Here is a 24,753-nt window from a genome sequence, read left to right as displayed (position 1 = left end):
TCACTATTTTTGGAACATGATTAGAGCAAGTAATATCCATAAATCTTATGGAAACCTGGAAGTTTTAAAAGGGGTTGACCTTCACATCAAAACGGGTGAAGTCGTTTCGATTGTCGGTGAATCGGGAGCGGGAAAGTCTACACTTTTGCAGATTTTAGGAACATTAGACAGCCCTACAAACCCTAATCATTATCATACAGAAATTACTTTGAATGGTGAATCTTTTATCAATATGAATGATAAACAGATTTCAAAATTCAGAAATCAGAACATAGGTTTCGTATTCCAGTTCCATCAGCTTCTTCCTGAATTTACCGCATTGGAAAATGTTTTGATTCCTACCAAAATTGCTGGTGCCAATGAAAAAGAAGCTATCGAAAAGGCATACGATTTGTTTGAAGACTTAAAAATTGCTCAGAGATTACACCACAAGCCCAATCAGCTGTCTGGTGGTGAGGCTCAGAGAGTTGCGGTTGCGAGAGCATTGATCAACTCTCCGAAAATCATTTATGCAGATGAGCCAACCGGAAACTTAGATTCTAAAAATGCCGATGACCTTCATCGATTATTTTTTGACTTGAGAGATAAGTACAATCAAACTTTCGTTATCGTAACCCACAATCCCAATTTAGCAGAAATTACAGACCGAAAGCTCGTTATGAGAGATGGGATGATTATAGAATAAAAACACAATCTTTGATGATGAAACAATTTATTTTTCTATTTCTTTTTATTATTTCCTGTTCCAAAACCCAATCCCAGCAGAGCCAGTCGGTTTTGCCGGTATCTAGAATTTTGGAGATCAAAGATTTTGTGAAAAGTAAAAACTACAATCAGGATATTGCTGTTTTCATTAATTTTAAAATACATTCGGGTAAATATAGATATTTCGTTTACGATCTGAAACACGATAAGATTTTGCAAAAAGCAATTGTCTCCCACGGTTCAGGATCTGTGATTCCGAAATCAGATGCATTGAAATTTTCTAATGTTGAAGGTTCTTTTCAATCTTCTTTAGGAAAATATGAAATTCGTGAAAAATATATAGGCAAATTCGGTAAATCTTACCGGCTGCAAGGTGTCGATTTTACCAACAGCAATGCAATGCAGCGTGCAATTGTTCTTCACTCTTACGATTGCATACCAAATCAGGAATCAGAAAATCTTGCTTGCTTGAGTTTGGGCTGCCCGATGTTGTCAAAAACTGCATTGAATCAGACTGCAAAATATATTGATCAATCGAAGAAACCAATTATTTTGTATGCGTTTTACTAAATCTAAAAATAATTCCTAATACCTTACCTCAATCAATGTCCATAAAATTTCTTGCTGAAGACGACAGGCCCAGAGAAAAGTTTTTACTGAAAGGTAAAAATTCACTTTCTGATTCTGAACTTCTGGCAATCATTATGGGAAGCGGAAGCAGAGACGAAACAGCTGTAGAATTGGGCAGGAAAATTCTGAATTCTGTAAACAACAGTTGGCATCAGTTGAGTTTACTGACGATCAAAGATTTAACGAAATTTAAAGGAGTTGGTGAGGTAAAAGCCATTTCAATTGCAACTGCTTTGGAAATCGGACGCAGAAGGGCATCTCAGGAAATTCCTGAAAAACCGCAGATTGCAGGAAGTAATGACGCATACCAAATTCTGAAGCTTCATTTAGCAGACCTAAGGACAGAAGAATTTTGGGCAATTTATTTGAATCAAAGCAATAAAGTTATTCACATTGCGCAGCTTACTCAGGGCGGCATCAACCAATCAATTGTGGATATCCGCATTGTTTTTAAAACAGCTTTAGAACATTTTGCAACAGGATTCATTATTTCGCACAATCATCCATCAGGAAATCTAAAGCCAAGTCCTGAAGATATCAAAATTACAAAACAGATAAAAGAAGCAGGAAACATGATGAATATTCAGCTTCTGGATCATCTTATCATTACACAGAATTCATACCTGAGCTTCGCAGACGAAAACATATTATGATCCGGAGATTAAAATACAACGAAATTGATTTTGAGAAATATACAAGATGTCTAGAAAATTCTGAGCAACGAAAGTATTCGGCTACAAAAGATTTTCTCGATATTACATCATCAAAACAATGGGATCTTTTGATTTTCAATGATTATGAGGCAGTAATGCCGGTTCCGTTTATCACGAAATTTGGGGTAAAATTGGTCGTTAATCCGAGGCTTTGTCAACAGTTGGGAATATTTTCGGAAAGGGATGATATTGAAATAAACAATATGTTTTTAGATTTTTTTGAAAAAAAATACCTTGTCTGGCATTATGCATTCAACGATACCAACCATTTTACTCGAAGTTTAAAGCAACGTAAAAATTTTTTAATATATCCTGAAAATTATGAATTGATAAGGCAAAGATATTCGCCAAAGAGAAAAAGAAAATTGAGACTTGATAGTGAAGTTGCAGCCAATTCTGAAATAAAGTTTATTAGTTTTAAAGAAGCTAAAGAGTTTATCGTTAAACATTCTATTGGTGCAAGAGATGCAAATGATATGACGAAATTCCTAAAAATATTTAATGCTCTGGATGAAGCTGCTCTCCTGCAGATAGTAGCATTTATTTATAACAAAGAGATTATTAATGTTCTTGCATTATACACAGATCATCATACAATAGCTTTATTGGGCACCTTTAATGATAAAAAGTATATTAAATTTTCCGGTTCATCTGTTTTAATAGATCATGTCATTTCTGAAAACATTGACTCTAAAATATTTGATTTTGAAGGAAGCGAAGTTCCATCCATTGAGGAGTTTTTTTCGGGATTTCGACCAATATTAAAAAAATATCCCATTCTAAGTAAGTCTAAAAAAGAGCTGATTAAAAAAATCTTCAGAATGAAGTAAGTAATCCTTAATTTTTTATCGCTGACAAAACAGAATCTTCATTGTGCGTGATTATAAATCCATATGGTTGCACGTCATTTTGTAAGTCTGCTAATGAGTAAGGATGATGAATTTCGATGATAATACTATTAACAGATGAAAGCCACGAATTGTTTTTAGATAATAAATCAATTTCTCCGCCCTCAATATCAATTTTCATCAGATCAATATTTGTGAGACCAAAGTTTTCTTTTAAACTTCCTATAGAAATAGCTTTTGTAGAAACGCCGGTTTCTGAAATTCTCTGATTATATGAGAGATCATCGTTGCTGAAATTAACGAATCCATCCTCAAAGTATGCCGCTGCGTTTATACAAACTATGTTCTTAAATGAACTGGTATTTTTCAAAAGAAGCTCAAAGTTATCTAAAGAAGCTTCAACTGCATATATTTTCGCCTCAGGAAATCTCAAAGACAGATAAATAGAAGTCATACCAATGTGGGCACCCAAATCAACGATTATTTTCAGGTCATCTTTTAGAAATTTAAGATGATCAAAATAGGTTTTCTTCCAAAAAACTTCGTAAAAAATATCAATATCACCTTTAAAAGTCCGGAGATACAAATCAAATTTTTCCCTACTAATTTTATTATGATATACAAAAGTCTCATTATTTTTTAAATTCAGATTGCCCTTTTTAAATTTCGAGCTGTATCTTTTTGAATTTATGATGAATGAAATCCATGATTTTGGGCTATTGCTGATTTTGGCTGTAAAAATCAATTTTGAGAAATAATTTTTGATAGACATTTTAAAATTTTGCTTTTCTAGCTGATAAAATTAGTTAATTTCACCACTACAATTATAGGATTACAATGATTTATTATCAACTGTAAATGCCTGATAAGGCTGCATTAATTAATTCCTATTAATATAATAATTAAATAACAAATATTTAGTAATTTTGCTTCCTCAAATTATGACAGATTTTTCAGACTATTTACCGTATGCTTTTGCATTAATTGTGGCGATTCCTTTTTTGGTTTTGTTGAGACAGTTTGTCTATACCTACATCAACCTGAAGAATCAGGAAATCAAGCTACTTTCATTAAAGTCAAATTCCGAAAATAAAACTCATTCCTATGAAAGAATGACGCTGTTCTTAGAGCGTGTGAAACCTTCAAATCTTATTCAGAAATTTGATAAAGACCTTGCCGCTCACGAATTTGTATTTTTAACAGAACGTACAATCAATGAAGAATTTGATTATAACTCCTCGCAGCAGCTGTATTTAACAAAAAATGCATGGCAAAATATTGTTGATTCTAAAAATGCTGTTATCAGTCTTCTCCATAAAACTTATGAAAGCCTGAATAATAATCCTAATCTCGATGAGTTTAAAACCGTTTTTATTATGAATTATATGAATGGTGACGATTATATCGGTACAACTATTGAAGATCTGCGTAGAGAAATTTTAATAATTGCTTAACTAAAAAAATAAAGATAAATAAATGATTCCAAATTTTAAAGCACATCCGTGGCACGGGATTTCTGCAGGTGAAGATGCGCCAAATATTGTTAATGTTTTCGTGGAAATTGTTCCTTCCGATACTATCAAATATGAAATAGATAAAGCTACAGGATATCTGAAGGTTGACAGACCTCAGAAATTCTCAAACATTATTCCTGCGTTATATGGTTTCGTTCCGAGAACATACTGTAATGACGAAGTAATGAAATTAGCTGTAGAAAGCGGAGCTGACGACGTTACAATGGGAGATCATGACCCTTTAGATATATGTGTTTTAAGTTCTCACAATATTCACTCCGGTGGTTTGCTGATGGAAGCCATTCCAATTGGTGGTTTCAAAATGATTGATGATGGTGAAGCTGATGATAAGATCGTTGCGGTAATGGTAAGTGACCACGCTTTTGGACATTTCAGAGATATTGCCGAGCTTCCGGAAGCTGAAGTGAGAAGATTGATGCATTATTTTTTAACGTATAAAAATCTTCCGGATGAGCCTGCAAAATGCAGAATCCAGGAAGTTTACGGAGCTGATCACGCTAGAAAGGTAATTATCGCTTCGCAAAATGATTATGCAAGTAAATTCGGAGGATAAGATTCTCTCAATTTAAATTATAAGAGCAAATGAAAGATCATTTGCTTTTTTTTTGTTATGAAAATCTACAGATATTGGCATTTCGTTAATTTTCTTTTATTATCTCAAAATTCCTAGACTGTTGCTAAAACATTATTCTTCACGATTTTTTCTTACAATCAACTTTAAATTCACACTGATTCTTAAAGATTTTATGGACTTTCTAAAATTTTTCATATTACGAATAGAATTATTTGGTATATTTATTAATCTATTACCAAAAAATATTAAACTATGAACTTATTTTATTTAGTACCTATTTTTGGTGTCATTGCATTACTCTACACATTTCTTCAAAGCAACTGGGTAACCAGGCAAAATGCAGGAAATGAACGCATGAAAGTAATCAGCGGACACATTGCCGACGGAGCTATGGCCTTCCTGAAAGCAGAATACAAAATCTTAACCTACTTTGTTGTCATTGTCGCCATTCTTCTCGCAGTAATGGGAACAACTAATGAAAATTCTCATTGGAGCATAAGTATTGCGTTCGTAATCGGAGCAGTATTTTCTGCTTTAGCGGGTTTTATCGGGATGAAAATTGCCACGAAAGCCAATGTCAGAACAGCAGAAGCCGCCAAAACTTCTTTAGCAAAAGCATTAAAAGTCTCTTTTGCCGGAGGTTCTGTAATGGGAATGGGTGTTGCCGGTCTTGCTGTTTTAGGATTGGGATCACTTTATTTAATTATTAAGCAAATCTTCGCTCCGGACGCAATGGTTGATTCTCACGAAATGGAGAGAACTATAGAAATTCTTACCGGATTTTCTCTTGGTGCAGAATCAATTGCTTTATTTGCAAGAGTTGGCGGTGGTATTTACACCAAAGCGGCAGATGTAGGAGCAGATTTAGTAGGAAAAGTTGAAGCGGGAATTCCTGAAGATGATCCTCGAAACCCTGCAACAATTGCAGATAATGTGGGTGATAACGTAGGTGACGTTGCCGGGATGGGCGCCGATTTATTCGGCTCTTACGTTGCAACGGTTTTAGCAACAATGGTCTTGGGAAGAGAAACCATGTCAGATGATTCTTTCGGAGGTTTTGCACCGATACTTTTACCTATGCTGATTGCAGGAACAGGAATTATCTTTTCAATGATAGGAACTTTATTCGTAAAAATAAGTGATAACGAAGAATCTTCAACATCTAGTGTTCAGAACGCTCTGAATCTGGGGAATTGGGGAAGTATCGTAATTACGGCTATATCTTCGTATTTTCTTGTCAATTATCTATTACCGGAAACTATGGTTTTACGAGGAATTGAATTTACCAAAATGGGAGTTTTTGGAGCTATCATGGTGGGTTTAGTTGTAGGAACTTTAATGAGTATCATTACAGAATACTATACTGCAATGGGAAAAAGACCGGTTTCAAGTATCGTGAAACAATCTTCAACAGGGCACGCAACTAATATCATCGGCGGACTTTCTGTAGGGATGGAATCTACATTTTTACCGATCATCGTTTTGGCAGGCGGAATTTATGGTTCCTATCTGTGTGCCGGATTGTATGGAGTTGCTATCGCAGCTGCAGGAATGATGGCTACTACTGCAATGCAATTGGCAATCGATGCGTTCGGGCCTATTGCAGACAATGCCGGAGGAATTGCAGAAATGAGTGAACTTCCAAAAGAAGTTCGAGAAAAAACAGATATTTTAGATGCTGTAGGAAATACAACTGCGGCAACAGGAAAAGGGTTTGCCATTGCTTCGGCGGCTTTGACGGCTCTGGCATTGTTTGCAGCCTTCGTAGGAATTGCTGGGATAGATGGAATAGATATTTACAGGGCGGATGTTCTTGCAGGATTATTTGTCGGTGGGATGATTCCGTTTATCTTTTCGTCATTAGCGATTACCGCGGTCGGACAGGCTGCTATGGCAATGGTAGAGGAAGTAAGAAGACAATTCAGAGAAATTCCCGGGATTTTGGAAGGAAAAGCAGAACCTGAATACGAAAAATGTGTCGCCATCTCTACCGACGCATCTATCAAAAAAATGATGCTTCCGGGTGCGATTGCCATTATTTCTCCGCTTTTAGTTGGATTTATTTTCGGACCAGAAGTTTTAGGAGGATTTTTAGCCGGTGCCACAGTTTGCGGTGTTTTGATGGGAATGTTCCAGAATAATGCAGGCGGAGCTTGGGATAATGCTAAAAAATCTTTTGAAAAAGGAGCAAAAATCAATGGTGAGACCTATTACAAAGGTTCAGAGCCTCACAAAGCTTCTGTAACAGGAGATACAGTTGGAGATCCTTTCAAAGATACTTCAGGACCGTCAATGAATATTTTAATTAAATTAATGTCTATCGTTTCACTGGTGATTGCACCGACTTTGGCGGTAATGCATAAAGATAAAATTGATGCCAACAGACAGGCGAAAATTGAAAGTCTTACAAGAATGGCAGGAGTTCATTCAGTCAATAAAACTGTGGCCGGTACAAGTGCAGTGGTGGTTCCAACGGAAATTGCTGGTCAACTGAATGAAAACGGAGACTTTGTATATAATACAGGAAGCATTAAAGAAATCAAACTGGAAAACGGAAAAACAATTTCCTTAGGAGAACAAAGTCGCATGTATACACTGTATGATAACGTTAAAACGAATAATCAGACTGTTTTAGATCCAAATACATGGTACACGATCGAAAACCTCTATTTTGAAACCGGTTCGAGTGATCTTAAAGCGGGTTCAGAAACGCAGCTGACCAATCTTGCAGAAATTTTAAATGCCTATCCGAATTTAAAAATTAAACTTGGTGGTTACACAGATAACTCAGGAAGTGAAGAATCAAATATGAAATTGTCTAATCTTAGAGCACAAACTACCAAACTTAAGCTATTGGAATTAGGAATTGCAGGTGAAAGAGTAGAAGCTGAAGGGTATGGCTCACAATATCCTGTTTGCGCAGCCAATGATACGGAAGAATGTATGGCCAAAAACAGAAGAATTGATGTAAGGGTTCTTTCCTTATAGTTCTTTCATTAAACGAATTTAAAAGCACCGTAATTTTGCGGTGCTTTTTTTGGAATTGATTTTAAATGAAATTGATGAAAATCAGCAAATCACAGATTTTTTTTTAAATGCTCCAAAGCCTGTATAATTACATCATCTTTTTTTGCAAAACTAAATCTTATATAGTCTGAATCTTGTTTTGAGTGATAAAAAGCAGATAGCGGTAAACATGACACTTTTTTCTCAACAGTCAGCCATTTAGAAAACTCCACATCGGTCATAGTCTTTGAAACGTTTCTGAAATTTACAAGCTGGAAAAAACTTCCTTCAGCTTTTTGCTCTATTTGCAAGGGAGTATCTTTAATCAATTCATTAAAGATATTTCTTTTATTCTGCATGATTTTACGGTTTTCTGAAGGATCAAAAACTTCTAGATATTTTGAAATAGCATATTGGCAGGGTGCATTGGAGCTGTAAGAAATATATTGCTGGTGAGCCTGGAAATCATCCAGCAGTTCTTCGGAAGCTAATAGATAGCTTACCTTCCAGCCTGTAGAATGAAACATTTTACCAAAAGAAAAAATAGAAAACGTTCTTTTTTTGAGTTCGGGATGAAGGAAAGGGCTATAATGGTCTGATTCATCATAGCAATAAATATCATAAATTTCTTCAGAGATCAAATATATTTCCTGATTTTTAATCAGTTGATACAGCATTTCCCAATCTGCAGCAGTCCACATTTTTCCTGTTGGATTCTGGGGCGAATTGACGATAATTGCTTTTGTCTTTTCTGAAATACAGTTTTGAAGTTTTTCCCAATTAACGACAAAATCATTATCAAGATCATAATAAACTGGAATACCACCATTCATTACAATTGATGGTGCATAAGTATAGTAAGACGGCTGGATAACGATCACTTCATCTTTAGGATTCAGGATAGATTTTAAAGAAGTATACAATGCAAAAGTAGAGCACGGAACAATATTAATTTCTTCTCTTTTTAATCTTAGACTATGTTTTCGATTTTGGTTGAATATCAAAATATTATCAATCAACGAGAAGTTACCCGCAAGAGATTCATAGCTGTGACTGATGATGTCTGCAGACTCTTTGAGAAAACACCTGAGACGGGGATCTATTTCAAAATCGGGGAGACCTAATGATAAATCGTAGCTTTGATGTCTTGAAGCAAGCTCAGCCATTTCTGTAAAAAATTTGAAATCATTAAATCCGTAATTTTTTTTCATAGTATTTACTAATTTTATAATAAAATAGATTCAGTATTAAAGTTAAATTATTTTTATTATTTTTAAACAAATAATTTACGAATGAAAAAAATTCTTATTCCTATATTTTCAGCTGTTGTTCTCACAAGTTGCGGAACGTCAAAAATGGCTACAAACAGTCAGAGTACGGTTAAAAATTCAACATCAGCACCTTTTAATAATGATAAAGCCTTTCAGTCTGCCTATCAAAACATTAAGCTGGAAGATTTAAAGAAAAACTTATATGTAATTGCCTCAGACGAAATGGGTGGGAGAGACACTGGAAGTCCCGGCCAGAAGAAAGCGGGAGAATATATGATTAATTTTTATAAAGGTCTGGGAGTTTCTTTTCCTAAATCGTTAGGATCCTATTATCAGAAAGTCCCTGCAGAATATATGCAAAAGAGAGGGGGCTCAAATTTACCTGATTCAGAAAATATTTTAGCCTTTATTGAAGGAAGCGAAAAACCTGAAGAAATAATAGTAATCTCCGCACATTACGATCACGTAGGTACACAGAATGGTGTTGTTTATAACGGTGCAGATGATGATGGAAGCGGAACAGTAGCCGTGATGGAAATCGCAAAAGCATTTCAAAGTGCAAAAAAAGCAGGGAACGGACCCAAAAGATCAATTTTATTTCTTCATGTAACCGGTGAAGAGCACGGACTGTTTGGATCTGAGTATTATTCTGATAATCCTGTTTTTCCGTTAGCCAATACGGTTGTGGATTTAAATATCGACATGATCGGTCGTGATGATTCTGAAAACAGGGGCAAACAATATGTTTATGTGATCGGTTCTGAAATGCTGAGTTCTGAACTAAAAATGATTAATGAAGCCGCCAACAAAAGGACCGTTAATTTAGAATTGAACTATAAATATGATGATCCAAAAGATCCGCAGAGACTGTACTACAGATCAGATCATTACAATTTTGCTAAAAATAATATTCCGGTAGCATTCTATTTTGACGGAATTCATGAAGATTATCATAAATCAACTGATGATGTTGAAAAAATAGACTTTTCTATGCTGCAAAAAAGAACACAATTAGTTTTTGCGACCGCTTGGGAATTGGCCAACAGAGACGCAAGAATTGTAGTAGATAAAAAGTAATAACTATCATTATTATAAGCCTATAAGAATAATCTTGTAGGTTTTTTTAAAATATTAAAAATGATTATCAGGGAAGCTAAAAAAGAGGACATTTCGCAGATACAGATTGTAAGAAATTCTGTAAAAGAAAATACTTTATCAGATCCTAATTTGGTTACGGATCTAGATTGTCAAGAATTTCTGACTGAAAGAGGTAAAAGTTGGGTCTGCGAAATTGATGATAAAATCGTTGGATTTTCGATTGTAGATTTAAAAGAAAATAATATTTGGGCTTTGTTTCTTCATCCCGATTTTGAAAATCAGGGAATTGGCAGGGAACTGCATCATGTAATGCTCAACTGGTATTTTGATCAGACCGATAAAAATGTTTGGCTCGGAACGTCACCAAATACAAGAGCAGAAAACTTTTACCGAAAAGCCGGCTGGAAAGAAATAGGAACACACGGTAAAGAAATTAAATTTGAAATGACTTTTGATCATTGGAAAAACACCAACTTATGAAACAAAATATAAAATCAATCCGTCCTTTTATAGGTGTAAAAAATTTTGAGGAAAGCAGGGCATTTTATAAAGATTTAGGTTTTGAAGAAATTGTTCTGGAGCATAATTTTTCTGTTTTTAAAAAACATGAAATTGCTTTTTATTTACAGGATTACTACGCCAAAGAATGGATAGAAAATACCATGATTTTCGTAGAAGTAGAAGATACAGAAGCATTTTACAATGAACTTCTTTCACTCAATCTTCCCGGAAAATATGAAACTGCAAAGCTGACCCCGATTCAAACAATGGATTGGGGGAAAGAATGCTTTCTACATGATCCTGCAGGAGTTTTGTGGCATTTTGGAGAGTTTTTCGATAAATAATCTTGTATGATTTACGCCTTCGACACTTATTATTACGACAACTTTGCAAAGACCGTCTGTATTTCGTTTGAAGACTGGAGTTCAGATTATGAGGTTGAAATATTTACAGAGAAAACTCCTATTACAGCAGATTACGAAAGTGGTGCGTTTTACAAAAGAGAACTTCCTTGTATCTTAAGTTTATTGGAAAAGATTCAGCTAAAATCTTACGATATTATCATCATCGATGGATATGTAACCTTGAATGATGACGGAAAATTTGGTTTGGGCGGATATCTTTATGAAGCTTTGGATCAGAAATATCCGATCGTCGGTATTGCCAAAAACGGGTTTTCTACTCCGGATTCAAAACGGAGAGATGTTTTTCGCGGAGAAAGCAGAACTCCGTTATATGTAACAGCGATGGGAACCGATGTGGACGAAATCAGATTAAAAGTCGAACAGATGTACGGATCTTACAGAATACCAACATTGCTGAAAAAACTTGATCAGCTGACAAGAGAATTGTGATTATAAGTAGCCAAAAGAAAGTAGAATGAGAAATAAAAGAATCCACCCTTTAGAGGTGGACTCAGTAGATAGATCTCATTTTTTTTAATTAGACAACAACAAAAAAGCACAGCCGACGATGCTGTGCTTTAAATTTATTTCAAATTTAATTGCAATTCCGAAAACGAAGAGAGCAAAAATTGATTTCATTTCAGTTTTATTACATAGTAAATGTAAGAATTTTTTTCATATTCAATAACAATTTAATGTTAAAATTCACAACTTATCCACATTTTTTTGTGGATAAATATTATACTAAAATTAACTAAATTGCACACGAATTAATCACTAACCATGAGAACAAAACTATTTTTTGTATTATTTGCAATTAGCTTTAGCAATTTTTATCATACGCAGTCTAATTTTCCATATGAGAGAGAGTGGGGAAGTTATGTAGGAGCAACAGGAACTTATCTGGGTGATTTTAATTTTCCTAAAATTGCTTTTTTTACAGATACTCAAAGTAATCTTTATGTGAATGGAAAGACATCACCTCTTGGATATTCAACATCATATTATAATCAGTTTGTGAATGGAGCTGGAAATCCATTCAACTCAACATCAGAAAATTTGTATTCGGCAAAGTTCTCTACAAGTGGTCAAATGTTAAAAGGCAGTTATGATGGAATAACAAATAGTTTTGAAAGAACACTCGGCATCGATTCATCAGATAATAAATATACTTTAAAAATTATTCCTGGGCAGGTAACAGGTCTTGCAACTGCTGGTGTGTGGCTCACGCAAAATACAGATCCGTTAAATACCTCGACAAGTATTCTTACCAAGTACGATATCAATAATAATGTAATATGGGCAACATATATCCCAAATCACAACAATAATTCTTATTTAAATCTGAGAATAGATACCAATCAAAATGTTTATTTACTAGGACAAACACAATCAAATATAGCAGGTTTGGGAACTCCGGGAGTGATGCAGGAAAGTTTTGTAAACTATTTTGCCGCAGGTTCTCAGGCGAGTAATTCTTACCTGGTGAAGCTCAATTCATCTGGTCAAAAAATTTGGGGTACATTCTCAGCTGCTGGAATTAGAGACTATAAGATTTATAATAATGAAATTTATATGGTGACAAACTATTCACCAATAATACCGGGCAATTTTGACGGTATCGGTACTTTTCAGCCCAATTTAGCGTCAACGGACATAATTTTTAAATTAAACGCTAATACAGGTCAAAAGATATGGAGTACTTTCTATGGTCCGCCGATCAATCAATCATTTGCTGGTGATGGTATTAATGGTATAGAGGTTAATGAAACAGGTATATATGTAAGCGGACAGACGGGAAATATTAATCATTCTACTTATTTTGCAACTGCAGGTGCATTTAAAAGCCAATTAACAGGTGAACGAGATTTATTTTTAAGCAAATTTGATTTTTCCGGTAATCGTATTTGGAGTACATATTTTGGTAGTAATGGCAAAGAAACTTGTTTAGGGAGAGATAATATTACAGTTTTAGGAAATAGAATTATCATTACAGGGAATCAAGTTGGTGCAGTAAATAATATATCTACCACAGGAGCATTCCTCACTACAATTCCGAATACGAACACTTCTCCACTAGATTCAAATATGTTTTTTACAGAGTTTGATACCAATGGAAACAGATTATGGACGTCCTATTACGGAAGTACAGGAAATAATTTTTTTGGTGAATACCTCAATGCTAAATTGTTAAATAACGGATCGTTAGTTTTATGGGGAACTACAGGTTCGCTCAGCAATATAGGTACAGAAGGTGCCTCATTTCAGTTTGTACAAAATCCTTTGTTATATCAACCTTATGGTTTTATAACAAAATTTAATTTGAAAGATCAGTTAGGAACAACAGATTTAGATAATGAAGATGATCTGCAGCTTTATGACAATCCAAACAATGGCAACTTCAGCATGTCAGGAAATATTTTAGAAAAGCAGAAAGCAAGTCTTTCTGTGTTTGATATGTCTGGGAAACTGATTCATCAGGCCTCATTTGAAAAGAAGAAAACCAATCAATTTAATTTAGATAATAAATTGATTAAAGGAAATTATCTGCTTGAAGTAGTTTCTGAAAAAGGTGAGAAAATGAAGGTTTTTAAAATGACTGTAAAGTAAAACAAAGGGAGCAAAATAGCTTACTCGTTTTTTTGTTTTTAGTTATTTTTAGAGCTTCACTTTCAAATGGTGCAATTCTTCTTACATTATAAGACTGATAACCTAAACTGTCTATATCTTTCAGCAATTTATGAATGTCAAAATTTTTAATCGTGTCATTTTCAAACGAAAAGGATAAATGATGAAGCCTAGCCCAATTATTTTTCAATTCTTTATCTGCAGATTTTTCTTTTAAAAAATTATAAATTTCTCTAAGCTGAATTTGATGTAAACTGTCTTCAGAGAGCGTTCTGTTAATTGGTTTTAAATTTTCTAAACCATTACCACACACAAATGTCAAGAGTTCTTCTTGATGATAAAAAATAGAACCATCTTTTAAAAAAATAAAATTAATTCCTCCTTTCGGATAATCATATAGTTTAATCTCTTTGATTTTTGATAACTCAGGGTTTTTAGCAAGGGTTTTTTGATGATGTTTTTCAATATCAATATTAAATTTAGAAACAATGAAAATTTTCTTTTCAACTCTGTTTTTCCCATCATTTTTACAGGATGAAAAGACCAAAATCATAAGTATTGGAAAGAAAATTTTCATAGATAAAACTTAAAGTTTTTCTGCGATATACTTCGCAGTATGCGACTTTTTATTTTTGGCTAAATCTTCCGGTGTACCTGCAAAAACTACCTCTCCACCGTACTTTCCGGCTTCCGGACCAATGTCAATGATGTGATCGGCAGATTTCATAATATCTGGTTGATGTTCGATAACGATTACTGAATGTCCGAGATCAATTAATGCCTGCAACGATTTTAATAATTTCTGAATATCATGAAAATGCAATCCCGTGGAAGGTTCATCAAAAATAAATAACGTCTTGTCTGTCGTTACACCCTTTACCAGAAACGAAGCAAGTTTCACACGCTGCGCTTCTCCACCGGAAAGAGTAGAAGAGCTTTGCCCCAACTGCAGATAACCCAAACCGACTTCTTGAAGAGGGGTCAGTTTTGTCACGATTTTATCTTCTTTATTATCTTTAAAAAACGTCAGTGCTTCATCTACGGTCATGTGGAGAATATCTGAAATGTTTTTTTCGTCAAATCTCACTTCAAGGATTTCGTTTTTAAAACGGGTTCCTTTGCAGGTTTCGCATTCCAGCTCGATATCTGCCATAAACTGCATCGAAACATTGATTACGCCTTCACCTTTACATTCGTCACATCTTCCGCCATCAACGTTGAAAGAAAAATGTTTCGGTTTGTAACCCATCATTTTAGACATCTTTTGCTTAGAATAGAGATCTCTGATATCGTCATAGGCCTTCAGATAGGTGACTGGGTTTGATCTTGAAGATTTACCGATCGGGTTTTGATCAATCAGTTCGATATTTTTTATCAGTTTTTTAGGAAACTCTACAGAATCATAATCACCTTTTTTGCCGCCCATTCCCAGCTGAATCTGAATTTCATTGGTCAAGATTTCTTTCATCAAAGTAGATTTTCCGCTTCCGGAAACTCCTGAAATCACCACTAAACTTTCTAACGGAACATCGACATCAATATTTTTAAGATTGTTGGTTCTAGCCCCTTTGATGTGGATAAATTCTTTTGCTTTTCTGCGCTTTTCGGGAACTTTGATTTCTAATCTGCCTGTTAAATATTTTGAAGTCAATGTATCAGCAGATTTTAATTCTTTATAATCTCCTGCAAAGACTAATTCGCCACCCAAATAACCTGCTTCCGGACCAATATCAATGATGTAATCTGCAGCTCTCATCACGTCTTCGTCATGTTCTACGACAATAACGGTGTTACCTAAATCGCGAAGATTTTTTAAAACGCCAATCAGGTTTTCTGTATCACGAGAGTGCAATCCAATCGATGGTTCATCCAAAATATAAATAGAACCCACCAACGAACTTCCCAAACTCGTTGCAAGGTTAATTCTCTGGCTCTCCCCGCCGGAAAGCGTGTTGGATGTTCTGTTAATTGATAAATATCCTAAACCGACTTTTAGTAAAAACTCTAGACGTGTAGTGATTTCATATAACAATCTTTTAGCAATATCTTTATCGTGCTGAGACAGTTTTAAACTGCTGATCATAGGTGACAGTTCATCCAAAGGCAGTTCAATCATCGACTGGATATTGTGTCCGTCAATCCTGACCCAAGTAGTCTCCTCACGCAAACGCAGACCTTCACAGGTAGGGCAAAGTGTTTTTCCACGATAACGGGACAGCATTACGCGGTACTGAATTTTATATAAATTTTCCTCAAGCATATTGAAGAAATTATTCAACGAAGGGAAATTTTTGCTTCCATCACCTTTCCAGAGATAATTTTTCTGCTCTTTGGTCAATTGATGATAGGGCTTATGAATAGGGAAGTCTTTTGCTTTTTTAATGAAATCTTTTTTCCATTCGCTCATCGTTTCACCTCTCCAAGAAGCTACAGTATCTTCAAAAACAGATAATGCTTTGTTCGGAATCACTAAATCTTCATCAATTCCGATAACTTTACCATAACCTTCACAGGTCGGACAAGCTCCGTAAGGATTATTAAAGCTGAAAAAATGAACATTCGGTTCCAGAAATTCGAGCCCATCAAGCTCAAATTTGTTGGAGAAATCTCTTTTTTCTCCGGTTTCTATATTTTTTAACGAACAATAACCACGTCCTTCATAAAAAGCCATTTGAATGGAATCTGCCAAACGCTGAAGAAAATTTTCATCATCTTCATACGAAAAACGGTCGATTACCAGATTAATGACCATTGTTTTCTCAGGAGTAAACCCGAAACTTTCCAAATCTTCGATTCCTGCAACATTTCCGTTGACTTCAAGTCTTGTAAAACCTGCAAGCTTCAGAATATTTAGATTTTCAGTAAAATTCTCAATGTCATAATCTAAAGGTGCCGTCAATAGAAATGCGGTGTCACTTTTTGCTGATTTAATAAAATCAATGACGTCAGAAACCGAATCTTTTTTTACTTCCCCACCCGAAACAGGAGAAAAAGTTCGACCGATTCTTGCAAAGAGAAGCTTCATGTAATCATAAATCTCTGTAGAAGTTCCTACCGTGGAGCGAGGATTTGATGAGATTACTTTCTGCTGAATTGCAATCGAAGGCGCCAAACCTTTAATGTCATCAACTTTAGGCTTTTCTAGTTTGCCTAGAAACTGACGGGCATACGAACTCAGGCTTTCCACATATCGTCTTTGACCTTCAGCATAAATCGTGTCAAAAGCCAGTGAAGATTTTCCGCTGCCGGAAACTCCTGTGATGACAATTAATTTATTTTTAGGAATTAATACATCAATGTGTTTCAGATTGTTAAGATGAGCATTCTTAACGAAAACCTGTTTTTTTATATCTATTTCTGTAATTGGAGTCATAGTAAAATTAAGACTAACAAAAATACGAATTTTAAATCGGAATTTTCGAAGTAATTTTAGAGCGATTTTGATCATAATATGACTTTTACGCATCATAAATTCAAAATAATTTTAAGTTCTTATGGTTTAAATTTCGTACAATAATTCACTTTGTTAACATTTTTTTAGACCATGTTAAAATTTAAGTCACTAATTATCAATTCTGTGAGATATATTTACGAAAAAATAAATGTATTTAGTTGTATCATATTGCTTTATGTTTAAATAATATGTAAATTGCATGTACCATAAAATACTAAAATATGAAAACACTGTTTAAACACTTTATTACATATTTGATGACCAAAAGATAAAATTTTCCCGTAATGCCCTCAAAAAAAGACACAGAATACTGTGTCTTTTTTTTATGATATGTATCATTTTTTGGTTTTGATAAAGTCTTCTAATTTTGGAAGCTTTAAATAAAACTAAAATAAATATGAAAAAGCAACTGCTTGCAGCTTTTTTCCTCAGCGGATTTTACAGTCTGAATGCTCAGGAAAAAACTTCAGAAATTGATTCTATAGAAATTCAGGGAAAATTTATTTCAACTCCTTATAAAAATGCCAATCAAAATATTTCTGTCATTACGAGAGCAGATATTTTGAATTCACCTGCAACAAGTATCGATGAAATTCTTCAGCAAATTCCTGGAATGGATATCAGAAGGAGAGGAGCAAATGGAGTTCAAAGTGATATTGGCTTCCGCGGCAGCTCTTTTGAGCAGGTTCTTTTGCTTCTCAACGGAATTAGAATAAATGATTCGCAAACCGGTCACAACTCGCTGAATGTTCCCGTAGATCTTGAAGATGTTGAGCGGATTGAAATAATTAAAGGTCCTGCAGCAAGACGTTTTGGACAGAATGCATATGCAGGAGCTATTAACATCATTACGAAAGCAAATCCGGGTAAAAGAGTAAAAATACGAGCGGAGGCAGGCGATTACAAAACGTATGGGCTTGGTTTAAATGCCAATTTTGGAAATGAAAAATTTTCTAATCTTTTACAGGCGACTACAAATTCTTCAGAAGGTTACCGACACAATACTGATTTTGAAATGAGAAATGTTTTCTATCAGAATCAATTAAAAATAAAAGACGGAAGCATCAGATTGCAAGCCGGTATTTCTGAAAAAAAATTCGGAGCCAACGGTTTTTATTCTTCACCCAATGCTACAGAACAATATGAGGAACTTCAGGCTTCTATTGTAAGTTTGGCTTACCAGCAAAGTTTCGACAAATTTAAATTAAACTCAAATGTTTACTGGAGAAGAGGACAGGATATGTATCTTTTTAACAGGGAAAAGCCTGAGATTTACCGAAACATGCATATCGGAAACAACGTGGGTGGAGAAGTGAATTCAAGTTACACTTCAAATCTAGGTACCACCGGTTTAGGTATTGAGTTGAGAAAAGAGTTTTTAGCAAGCAACAATTTGGGTCACAGGGAACGATTTGTTTCTCAGGTTTTTTTTGAGCATCATTTTTCTTTGTTGGATAAAAAATTAAATATAACACCTGGAATTTCCTGGGCAAATTATTCTAATGAAGGAAATTTCTTTTATCCGGGTTTAGATGTAGGATATTCTTTCTTTGAGAACAATAAAATTTACGGAAATATTTCGAAAGTACACCGTGTTCCAACTTTTACAGACCTTTATTATACCAGTAAAACAGAACAGGGAAATACTGAACTTCTTCCTGAAAGCGCATTGTATGCAGAGGTAGGATATCAGTTTCAGAATAAAAATATATTAGCAAAGGTCAGTGGGTTTTACCGGGGCTCCAAAGATGCGATCGATTGGGTGAAAAATTCTTTACAAGATCCGGTTTGGTACGCTAAAAACGTTGGAGATACTGAAATAAAAGGTATTGAAGCTGAATTTGATCACCAAGTTTTTGGTTGGGTGAAATATAGTTTAGGTTATACTTTTTTAGATAATAAATTTAAACAATTTAATGAAGGTTATTCAAGATATGTACTTGATAATCTGAAACATCAGTTCGTTGCGAAATTGCAAACGAAATTTCTGAAAAATTTTACAAACGAGTTAGTTTACAGATACAACGAACGGGTAAATTTAGGAAGCTATAATCTTCTGGATGAAAAAATAAGCTTTAATAAAGATAATTTTTCTATTTATGCTTTAATTAATAATGTGACCAATTCCGATTATACAGAAACTTTTGGTGTTCCGATGCCTCAAAGATGGTTTCACATTGGTTTTACTTACAATATTAATATTAAGTAAACTTAATATGAACTAAACATTAAATCAGTTATTTTTGCAAAAATTTTTGGATGAAACTTATTACAGGTCTTGCTTTTGTTTTGATGATGAATCTTTTTTTTGCTCAGGAACATATATCCTCATTTAATGCGTTGACAGTGAACTATAAGTTTCATCCGAAATTTTTCTTGTATGCGGAAGGACAGATGAGAGGTATCGAAGAGTATACCTATCCTGATTATTACGAAATAAAAGGTGGTTTAGGATATAATCTTACCCAAAACCACAAACCTTTTGTCGGTTTGGGGAGATATGCAACTTATAAAGATCATGCTATCAACAAAGAAGAATTCAGGGTTTGGCTGCAGGATGTTATTGATGTCAAAAAAGGGATCGTAAAATTTGAAAACAGATTTAGAATAGAAAAATCATGGTTTTATGAGCCTCAAGCTGATAAAAATTCTGAGAGAATGCGTTACCGTTACCGTCTAAATATTTCGGTGCCTCTGAATGCAAAAAAAATTGGACCCGGAACCTTATTTGCCAATGTTTACGATGAAGTCTTTTTTGTAACACCTACAAAACCTGCGTTTGCCAGAAACAGACTTTATGGCGGCTTCGGATATCAGGCTGATGAAAATTTTGGAATTGTAAGCGGCTATCTTTGGCAGCGTGAGTTTGATGCAAAAGGAAATAAAAATGTCCATTTCATTTATTTAGCCCTGAATATCAACATTGACGGCACGAAAGATCAGGAAACCAAAACCTACCATTTCCCTGGGGCAGATTAATATTTTTCAGATAAATAGCGATAAGCTTTCAGGTATTTGTTAAACCGCGTTATATCTTTAGGACTTAGCTCACGGTTCACTCTTCGTAGATCCATATTATCGCGAAGATCATTCAATTTAACAGCGACTGCTAAAGGAGATCTTTCGGTTCTTTTGACAAAATCATCATATACTTCGTCAGGATCATATTTTGTTAGACAGCTTACTGCGTACAAAATATATTCAGGGAATCCCTCATTCCTTAAATATTCAATACTGAAATCCTGAGGATTATCCTCTACAACATCATGCAAAACTCCTACGATTTTCTCGTCCATTGTTTTTCCATATTCCATCACACGCATTACATGAGCGATGTACGGAGCATGATATTTATCTTTTTGACCTTTATGTGCTTTATCAGCAATTCTGATGGCTTTATGTAAAAGTTCTTCTTTTGTCATTACTCAATAATAGACTACAAAAATATAAAACAGTTCAAAAAAACAAACGGTTTTTAGAATTATTTATCAACAATTTTAAAATTATTCATTTCTAAAAAAGTGATATTTTTTAATTTCTTTTTTAGATGGTTCAGGAGTCAGAAGATTTTAAAATTTTGATCATCAATTCCTTTCCCGTCTAATATTTTCTGAAAATATTTTTTAATTCTTGCTTCCCGGGTTTTTGATTGTTTGGCTTGAGAAAAATGAAATAAATATGCTTTTTGACGTCCCGGCGTTAGGGAATAAAAAGCTTTGTTCAAATCTATGTCACTGTCTAAAATCTGTTTAAATTCTTCGGGAACTGAATAATCTTTAACCGTCTTCATTGCTACTTTTTCACCTGATTTTTCAATCTCAATAGCTTCTCTGATATAAGATTTTATTAAAGATTTTATTTCCTCTATTTCTGTAAGATTTTTAAAACGCAACTGTCTTGCAGATTGTACATTTTCTGTCTGTTGAATCAGGATATTTGCAGCATCTTTTAACAAAACTCCTTTGTGAAAAAGTAATGCGCAATATTCTTTAAACCCATGAATCAAAACTATATTTTTCCCTTGAAAAGTGTAGCACGGATGCATCCATTTAAAATCTTCTTCAAGCAATTTATTTTCAAGAATAATTTCTCTCAATAGATCAAATTCATGATTCCATTTTTTAGCATTTTCAAAAAATATTTCTGCGTCTGTATTCATATTCTAAAATTTTAAAGAAACTAATTTCCTTTCTAATGGTCAGAAAAGCCATGAAATAATAGTGGCCGTCAATAAAACAATTGATGGAATAGCTTCCGTAGATGGTTGCCCAACGGCAAAATGTGAAATGGCCGCTCCTGTCATTACAAAAAAAAATCCTGCATACGCCCATTCTTTTATTAGAGGCAATTTCGGAAGCAGAATGACAATGACTCCCAAAATTTTCCATACGCCGAGAATGCTTAAAAGATATAACGGATAACCAAGTTTAGATACAATCTCATTGTAGCCGCCAACCTGTAAAGTTTGTTGTACACCGCCTGCCAACATCCCAATGGAAAGGAAAATGGTTGTTATCCAATATATTATTTTATTTCGATTCATGATTCATTATTTTTTTAAATCTAAAATTAAATTCTGAAGACGATCATGAGCCATGCTTAAACCTTGAGCAAAAGGCATTTTTAATAGCTGATTCCGGAATTCCACAGATTTAAAAACAATCTGCATTGTAAGTTGACTTGTTTCTTCATTAATCTTTTCAAATTCAAAAAATTCTAACTGAACGGGAAAATGACTGTTTTCCATCTCAAAAGTTCGTGTGATCTTTTCATTCTGAACAAACTCAAGAATAACTCCATTGGCAGAAAATACAACTTTGCCATGATGCGAAGTCTCAAAACGCCAGCTTCCATGCGGTTTATTCTCTAGTTGATCTACTCTCGTTCCCATCCATTGTTCTACTATTTCAGGTTCTTCATAAGCTTTAAATAATAATTCCACAGGAAGATCAAACACTCTTGTAATTATCAATTCTTGCTTATCATCTTGGGCTGTGATTTTGGTTTTTAGTTCCATTTTATTTGGTATTTTTATGGCTTTTCATTACAGATTCTAATGTATTGAAACGATCATCCCACATTTTTCTAAAAGGCTCTATGAATTCGGAAATCTCTTTCATTTTATTCGGATTGAGATGATACAAGATTTCTCTTCCATTTTGTTCTTTTTTTAATAATTCACATTCAGTAAGGATTTGCAAATGTTTTGAAACAGTCGGTCTTGCGGTATCAAAATTGGAAGCTATTGCACCTGCTGTCATCGATTGGCTTGCCACCAGGAGAAGAATTGCCCTCCTCGTAGGATCTGCAATTGCCTGAAAAACATCTCTTCTAAGATTCATCTGTTTAACTTATTTGAATTAAATTAAAAATAACCTTTTATGTAGTTATTTGACTACAAATATAAATGTAGTTATTTAACTACGCAAATTTTTGGAGTTTTAATTTTAATATTTTTAGAAAATTTTTGTGCACAATACGAGAGATCAGTTGATCCTTAAGATATTTAAAATAAAAAACCCGACAGATTGGAAGTCTGTCAGGTTTTTTTAATAAAGCAAATTTAATTTAAGATTTAATAATGTCCTTTTTCTATATAATGTGCCGCTACTTTCTCTGTTAAAGCCACTACATTCGGATTGTTTGTATATTTTGTAAATCTTCTCAACCCTGAAAGCATCATTCTTTGTTCGTCACCTTCAGCGAAAGAAATAATTCCTTCTTTGGCGCCGGAAATAATTTTCTCAATAGCTTTATAAAGATTTAGCTGAGCCATTGCAACCTCTACAGAATCTGCTGAAAAATGTTTTTCAGCTCTTAAAACTGCTGATTCCGCCATATAAATCTGGTTAAGAATTTCAGAAGCATTTAATAATAAATGCTGTTGTTTCTCAATATCCATCATGTATTTTTGAAGTGCAGCTCCGGAAACCATTAAAAATACTTTTTTAAGATTTGCCAAAATTGCTTTTTCTTCGCTCATCAATTCAGAATAATCAGGAACTTCAAATGAAGGAATTCCCATCAATTCTTTAGAAATTGCCATTGCCGGAGAAAGTAAATCCAATTCACCTTTCATTGCTTTTTTAATTAGCATTCCTACGGCCAAAAGACGATTGATTTCGTTGGTTCCTTCATAGATTCGTCCAATTCTGGCATCTCTCCATGCAGCTTCCATTGGAGTGTCTTCCGAGAATCCCATTCCACCATAAATCTGAATTCCTTCATCGGCGGTAACCTGAGTAAGATCTGAAACAAAAACTTTAAGAATAGAAGCTTCTACAGCAAACTCTTCAACACCTTTCAATTCAGCTTGTTGATGATTCATTCCTCCGGAAACCAATTCTTCAATCTTATCTTCAACATTTTTTGCTAAACGGTAAGAACCTGCTTCACTCACGAAAACTCCGGTTGCCATTTCTGCCAATTTCTTTCTGATGGCACCAAAAGTTGAGATAGAAACCCCAAATTGTTTTCTTTCGTTGGAATATTGCAGAGAGTGGTTTAAAATTCTTCTTTGTCCGTCAAGATTTGCAGCGGCTAATTTGATTCTTCCAACATTCAAAGCATTCAAAGCGATTTTGAAACCGTTGTTTCTTTCGCCTAAAAGATTTTCTACCGGAACTTTCATATCATTAAAGAAAACCTGACGGGTAGAGGAAGAACGGATCCCTAATTTATGCTCTTCTTCACCAAAAGTTAAGCTGTTTGGATCTTCCAATTCTGAACGGTTGATCACAAAACCTGTAATATTTTTGTCATCATCAATTTTAGCGAACAATGTAAAAGTATCAGCAAATCCGGCGTTTGAAATCCACATTTTCTGTCCGTTGATGATGTAATGTTTTCCATCTTCTGACAATTTTGCTCTTGTTTTCCCTGAGTTTGCGTCTGAACCAGCATCTGGCTCAGTCAAACAATATGCTCCGAATTTTGTTCCTGTAGCGAGATCCGGAAGATATTTCTTTTTTAACTCTTCACTTCCGTAAAGAAGAGTAGGTAGTGTTCCGATTCCTGTGTGTGCTCCGTAAGCCGTTGCTAATGAGCCATTTCCTCCTGAAACGTAATCACAAGCCAGCATTGTACTTACGAATCCCATTCCAAGGCCGCCATATTCTTCGGGAACGGTGATTCCAAGAAGTCCCATTTCGCCTAATTTGCGCATGGTTTCTTCAGTCAATGCATAATCTTTTTTCTCAAAACGATCATGATGCGGTATTACTTCTCTGTCAATAAATTCTTTCGCAGAATCACGAAGCATTTTTTGTTCTTCTGAAAGTTCTTCTAAAGTGAAGATTTCGTTTGCAGCAACTTCTTTGATAAGGAATTCACCACCTTTTAATGTTTTATTAAGTGTATCACTCATGATTTGTTATTTTAAAATTT

The 24,753-nt window shown here is 34.5% G+C and carries 24 protein-coding genes; 14 read left to right on the top strand and 10 right to left on the bottom strand.

The features are described from left to right. Nucleotides 1-16 precede the first annotated feature (16 nt). The 4 genes from K0U91_RS14785 to K0U91_RS14770 are packed head-to-tail and all read left to right on the top strand — an operon-like array spanning nt 17 to nt 2,878. Nucleotides 17-685, top strand: a complete 669-nt coding sequence (locus K0U91_RS14785; protein WP_219968990.1) for an ABC transporter ATP-binding protein — start codon at nt 17-19, stop codon at nt 683-685. Nucleotides 686-702: 17 nt separating this feature from the next. Continuing rightward, a complete protein-coding gene (locus K0U91_RS14780) occupies nt 703-1,275 on the top strand; it encodes a murein L,D-transpeptidase catalytic domain family protein (protein WP_258319555.1) in 573 nt (190 codons plus the stop codon). Between the two features lie 35 nt (nt 1,276-1,310). Continuing rightward, nucleotides 1,311-1,988, top strand: coding sequence for a RadC family protein (gene radC / locus K0U91_RS14775; protein ID WP_219968992.1), 678 nt, complete (start codon nt 1,311-1,313; stop codon nt 1,986-1,988). Beyond that, a complete protein-coding gene (locus K0U91_RS14770; protein WP_220179288.1) occupies nt 1,985-2,878 on the top strand; it encodes a hypothetical protein in 894 nt (297 codons plus the stop codon). The genes radC and K0U91_RS14770 overlap by 4 nt, the downstream gene beginning before the upstream one ends. A gap of 7 nt (nt 2,879-2,885) precedes the next feature. On the opposite strand, the gene K0U91_RS14765 is transcribed toward K0U91_RS14770, so the two are convergent. Then, nucleotides 2,886-3,668, bottom strand: coding sequence for an FkbM family methyltransferase (locus K0U91_RS14765; RefSeq protein WP_220179287.1), 783 nt, complete (start codon nt 3,666-3,668; stop codon nt 2,886-2,888). A gap of 169 nt (nt 3,669-3,837) precedes the next feature. On the opposite strand from K0U91_RS14765, the gene K0U91_RS14760 reads away from it, so the two are divergent. The 3 genes from K0U91_RS14760 to K0U91_RS14750 all read left to right on the top strand — a co-directional run bounded on the left by K0U91_RS14760 (nt 3,838) and on the right by K0U91_RS14750 (nt 7,993). After that, complete coding sequence (locus K0U91_RS14760) at nt 3,838-4,350, top strand: DUF7935 family protein (protein ID WP_219968995.1); 513 nt, start codon at nt 3,838-3,840, stop codon at nt 4,348-4,350. Between the two features lie 22 nt (nt 4,351-4,372). Continuing rightward, nucleotides 4,373-4,984: an inorganic pyrophosphatase gene (locus tag K0U91_RS14755; RefSeq protein WP_219968996.1), complete on the top strand. Its 612-nt coding sequence runs from the start codon at nt 4,373-4,375 to the stop codon at nt 4,982-4,984. A gap of 273 nt (nt 4,985-5,257) precedes the next feature. Then, nucleotides 5,258-7,993, top strand: a complete 2,736-nt coding sequence (locus tag K0U91_RS14750; protein WP_220179286.1) for a sodium-translocating pyrophosphatase — start codon at nt 5,258-5,260, stop codon at nt 7,991-7,993. Between the two features lie 89 nt (nt 7,994-8,082). Here the strand turns inward: K0U91_RS14750 and K0U91_RS14745 are convergent, their stop codons facing one another. Further along, nucleotides 8,083-9,222, bottom strand: a complete 1,140-nt coding sequence (locus tag K0U91_RS14745) for an aminotransferase class I/II-fold pyridoxal phosphate-dependent enzyme (protein ID WP_220179285.1) — start codon at nt 9,220-9,222, stop codon at nt 8,083-8,085. A gap of 81 nt (nt 9,223-9,303) precedes the next feature. Here K0U91_RS14745 and K0U91_RS14740 point away from each other — a divergent pair, with 81 nt between their 5' ends. From K0U91_RS14740 to K0U91_RS14720, 5 genes are all read left to right on the top strand, one after another. Continuing rightward, a complete protein-coding gene (locus K0U91_RS14740; RefSeq protein ID WP_220179284.1) occupies nt 9,304-10,359 on the top strand; it encodes a M28 family metallopeptidase in 1,056 nt (351 codons plus the stop codon). 60 nt (nt 10,360-10,419) lie between these two features. After that, entirely contained in the window at nt 10,420-10,860 is a 441-nt protein-coding gene (locus K0U91_RS14735; RefSeq protein WP_220179283.1) for a GNAT family N-acetyltransferase, read from the top strand. Continuing rightward, on the top strand, nt 10,857-11,225 hold the full coding sequence (locus tag K0U91_RS14730; RefSeq protein WP_220179282.1) for a VOC family protein: 369 nt from the start codon (nt 10,857-10,859) through the stop codon (nt 11,223-11,225). The genes K0U91_RS14735 and K0U91_RS14730 overlap by 4 nt, the downstream gene beginning before the upstream one ends. Nucleotides 11,226-11,231: 6 nt before the next feature. Next, nucleotides 11,232-11,735 carry an endonuclease V gene (locus K0U91_RS14725; protein WP_220179281.1) on the top strand — a complete coding sequence of 168 codons (504 nt, stop codon included), beginning with the start codon at nt 11,232-11,234 and terminating at the stop codon, nt 11,733-11,735. Between the two features lie 333 nt (nt 11,736-12,068). Next, on the top strand, nt 12,069-13,895 hold the full coding sequence (locus K0U91_RS14720; RefSeq protein WP_220179280.1) for a T9SS type A sorting domain-containing protein: 1,827 nt from the start codon (nt 12,069-12,071) through the stop codon (nt 13,893-13,895). On the opposite strand, the gene K0U91_RS14715 is transcribed toward K0U91_RS14720, so the two are convergent. Both K0U91_RS14715 and uvrA read right to left on the bottom strand, forming a co-directional pair. Continuing rightward, entirely contained in the window at nt 13,876-14,490 is a 615-nt protein-coding gene (locus K0U91_RS14715) for a hypothetical protein (RefSeq protein WP_220179279.1), read from the bottom strand. The two genes, K0U91_RS14720 and K0U91_RS14715, sit on opposite strands and share 20 nt — an antisense overlap. Nucleotides 14,491-14,499: 9 nt before the next feature. Beyond that, on the bottom strand, nt 14,500-17,286 hold the full coding sequence (gene uvrA / locus K0U91_RS14710) for an excinuclease ABC subunit UvrA (protein WP_220179278.1): 2,787 nt from the start codon (nt 17,284-17,286) through the stop codon (nt 14,500-14,502). 478 nt (nt 17,287-17,764) lie between these two features. Between uvrA and K0U91_RS14705 the strand changes: the two genes are divergently transcribed. Both K0U91_RS14705 and K0U91_RS14700 read left to right on the top strand, forming a co-directional pair. Then, nucleotides 17,765-19,576 carry a TonB-dependent receptor plug domain-containing protein gene (locus K0U91_RS14705; protein ID WP_220179277.1) on the top strand — a complete coding sequence of 604 codons (1,812 nt, stop codon included), beginning with the start codon at nt 17,765-17,767 and terminating at the stop codon, nt 19,574-19,576. A 50-nt stretch (nt 19,577-19,626) separates the two neighbouring features. Continuing rightward, nucleotides 19,627-20,346: a DUF2490 domain-containing protein gene (locus K0U91_RS14700; protein WP_220179276.1), complete on the top strand. Its 720-nt coding sequence runs from the start codon at nt 19,627-19,629 to the stop codon at nt 20,344-20,346. On the opposite strand, the gene K0U91_RS14695 is transcribed toward K0U91_RS14700, so the two are convergent. From K0U91_RS14695 to K0U91_RS14670, 6 genes are all read right to left on the bottom strand, one after another. Beyond that, complete coding sequence (locus tag K0U91_RS14695; protein WP_219969003.1) at nt 20,343-20,789, bottom strand: phosphohydrolase; 447 nt, start codon at nt 20,787-20,789, stop codon at nt 20,343-20,345. The two genes, K0U91_RS14700 and K0U91_RS14695, sit on opposite strands and share 4 nt — an antisense overlap. Before the next feature lie 137 nt (nt 20,790-20,926). Beyond that, a complete protein-coding gene (locus K0U91_RS14690) occupies nt 20,927-21,526 on the bottom strand; it encodes a YdeI/OmpD-associated family protein (RefSeq protein WP_220179275.1) in 600 nt (199 codons plus the stop codon). Between the two features lie 39 nt (nt 21,527-21,565). Beyond that, on the bottom strand, nt 21,566-21,910 hold the full coding sequence (locus tag K0U91_RS14685; protein ID WP_220179274.1) for a DoxX family protein: 345 nt from the start codon (nt 21,908-21,910) through the stop codon (nt 21,566-21,568). A gap of 6 nt (nt 21,911-21,916) precedes the next feature. Then, the gene (locus tag K0U91_RS14680) at nt 21,917-22,384 is read right to left on the bottom strand and encodes an SRPBCC family protein (RefSeq protein WP_220179273.1); all 468 of its coding nucleotides are present in this window, start codon (nt 22,382-22,384) and stop codon (nt 21,917-21,919) included. A gap of 1 nt (nt 22,385) precedes the next feature. After that, nucleotides 22,386-22,709 carry an ArsR/SmtB family transcription factor gene (locus K0U91_RS14675; protein WP_219969006.1) on the bottom strand — a complete coding sequence of 108 codons (324 nt, stop codon included), beginning with the start codon at nt 22,707-22,709 and terminating at the stop codon, nt 22,386-22,388. 233 nt (nt 22,710-22,942) lie between these two features. Beyond that, complete coding sequence (locus K0U91_RS14670) at nt 22,943-24,733, bottom strand: acyl-CoA dehydrogenase family protein (RefSeq protein WP_220179272.1); 1,791 nt, start codon at nt 24,731-24,733, stop codon at nt 22,943-22,945. Between the last annotated feature and the right edge of the window lie 20 nt (nt 24,734-24,753).

Origin of the sequence: Chryseobacterium sp. LJ668 (genome assembly GCF_019613955.1) — a bacterium.
GTDB lineage: Bacteria > Bacteroidota > Bacteroidia > Flavobacteriales > Weeksellaceae > Chryseobacterium.
Note: the sequence above shows the minus strand (reverse complement) of the source record. Positions and strands in the feature narration are given on the sequence as shown.

Excerpts from the sequence above, each read along its gene's own strand:
- K0U91_RS14735 (WP_220179283.1), top strand. The coding sequence starts at position 10,420 with ATGATTATCAGGGAAGCTAAAAAAGAGGACATTTCGCAGATACAGATT.
- K0U91_RS14690 (WP_220179275.1), bottom strand. The coding sequence starts at position 21,526 with ATGAATACAGACGCAGAAATATTTTTTGAAAATGCTAAAAAATGGAAT.
- K0U91_RS14705 (WP_220179277.1), top strand. The coding sequence starts at position 17,765 with ATGAAAAAGCAACTGCTTGCAGCTTTTTTCCTCAGCGGATTTTACAGT.
- K0U91_RS14765 (WP_220179287.1), bottom strand. The coding sequence starts at position 3,668 with ATGTCTATCAAAAATTATTTCTCAAAATTGATTTTTACAGCCAAAATC.
- K0U91_RS14720 (WP_220179280.1), top strand. The coding sequence starts at position 12,069 with ATGAGAACAAAACTATTTTTTGTATTATTTGCAATTAGCTTTAGCAAT.
- K0U91_RS14755 (WP_219968996.1), top strand. The coding sequence starts at position 4,373 with ATGATTCCAAATTTTAAAGCACATCCGTGGCACGGGATTTCTGCAGGT.
- K0U91_RS14685 (WP_220179274.1), bottom strand. The coding sequence starts at position 21,910 with ATGAATCGAAATAAAATAATATATTGGATAACAACCATTTTCCTTTCC.
- K0U91_RS14750 (WP_220179286.1), top strand. The coding sequence starts at position 5,258 with ATGAACTTATTTTATTTAGTACCTATTTTTGGTGTCATTGCATTACTC.
- radC (WP_219968992.1), top strand. The coding sequence starts at position 1,311 with ATGTCCATAAAATTTCTTGCTGAAGACGACAGGCCCAGAGAAAAGTTT.
- K0U91_RS14770 (WP_220179288.1), top strand. The coding sequence starts at position 1,985 with ATGATCCGGAGATTAAAATACAACGAAATTGATTTTGAGAAATATACA.
- K0U91_RS14695 (WP_219969003.1), bottom strand. The coding sequence starts at position 20,789 with ATGACAAAAGAAGAACTTTTACATAAAGCCATCAGAATTGCTGATAAA.
- K0U91_RS14680 (WP_220179273.1), bottom strand. The coding sequence starts at position 22,384 with ATGGAACTAAAAACCAAAATCACAGCCCAAGATGATAAGCAAGAATTG.
- K0U91_RS14730 (WP_220179282.1), top strand. The coding sequence starts at position 10,857 with ATGAAACAAAATATAAAATCAATCCGTCCTTTTATAGGTGTAAAAAAT.
- K0U91_RS14670 (WP_220179272.1), bottom strand. The coding sequence starts at position 24,733 with ATGAGTGATACACTTAATAAAACATTAAAAGGTGGTGAATTCCTTATC.
- K0U91_RS14725 (WP_220179281.1), top strand. The coding sequence starts at position 11,232 with ATGATTTACGCCTTCGACACTTATTATTACGACAACTTTGCAAAGACC.
- K0U91_RS14785 (WP_219968990.1), top strand. The coding sequence starts at position 17 with ATGATTAGAGCAAGTAATATCCATAAATCTTATGGAAACCTGGAAGTT.
- K0U91_RS14675 (WP_219969006.1), bottom strand. The coding sequence starts at position 22,709 with ATGAATCTTAGAAGAGATGTTTTTCAGGCAATTGCAGATCCTACGAGG.
- K0U91_RS14760 (WP_219968995.1), top strand. The coding sequence starts at position 3,838 with ATGACAGATTTTTCAGACTATTTACCGTATGCTTTTGCATTAATTGTG.
- K0U91_RS14715 (WP_220179279.1), bottom strand. The coding sequence starts at position 14,490 with ATGAAAATTTTCTTTCCAATACTTATGATTTTGGTCTTTTCATCCTGT.
- K0U91_RS14740 (WP_220179284.1), top strand. The coding sequence starts at position 9,304 with ATGAAAAAAATTCTTATTCCTATATTTTCAGCTGTTGTTCTCACAAGT.
- K0U91_RS14745 (WP_220179285.1), bottom strand. The coding sequence starts at position 9,222 with ATGAAAAAAAATTACGGATTTAATGATTTCAAATTTTTTACAGAAATG.
- K0U91_RS14700 (WP_220179276.1), top strand. The coding sequence starts at position 19,627 with ATGAAACTTATTACAGGTCTTGCTTTTGTTTTGATGATGAATCTTTTT.
- uvrA (WP_220179278.1), bottom strand. The coding sequence starts at position 17,286 with ATGACTCCAATTACAGAAATAGATATAAAAAAACAGGTTTTCGTTAAG.
- K0U91_RS14780 (WP_258319555.1), top strand. The coding sequence starts at position 703 with ATGAAACAATTTATTTTTCTATTTCTTTTTATTATTTCCTGTTCCAAA.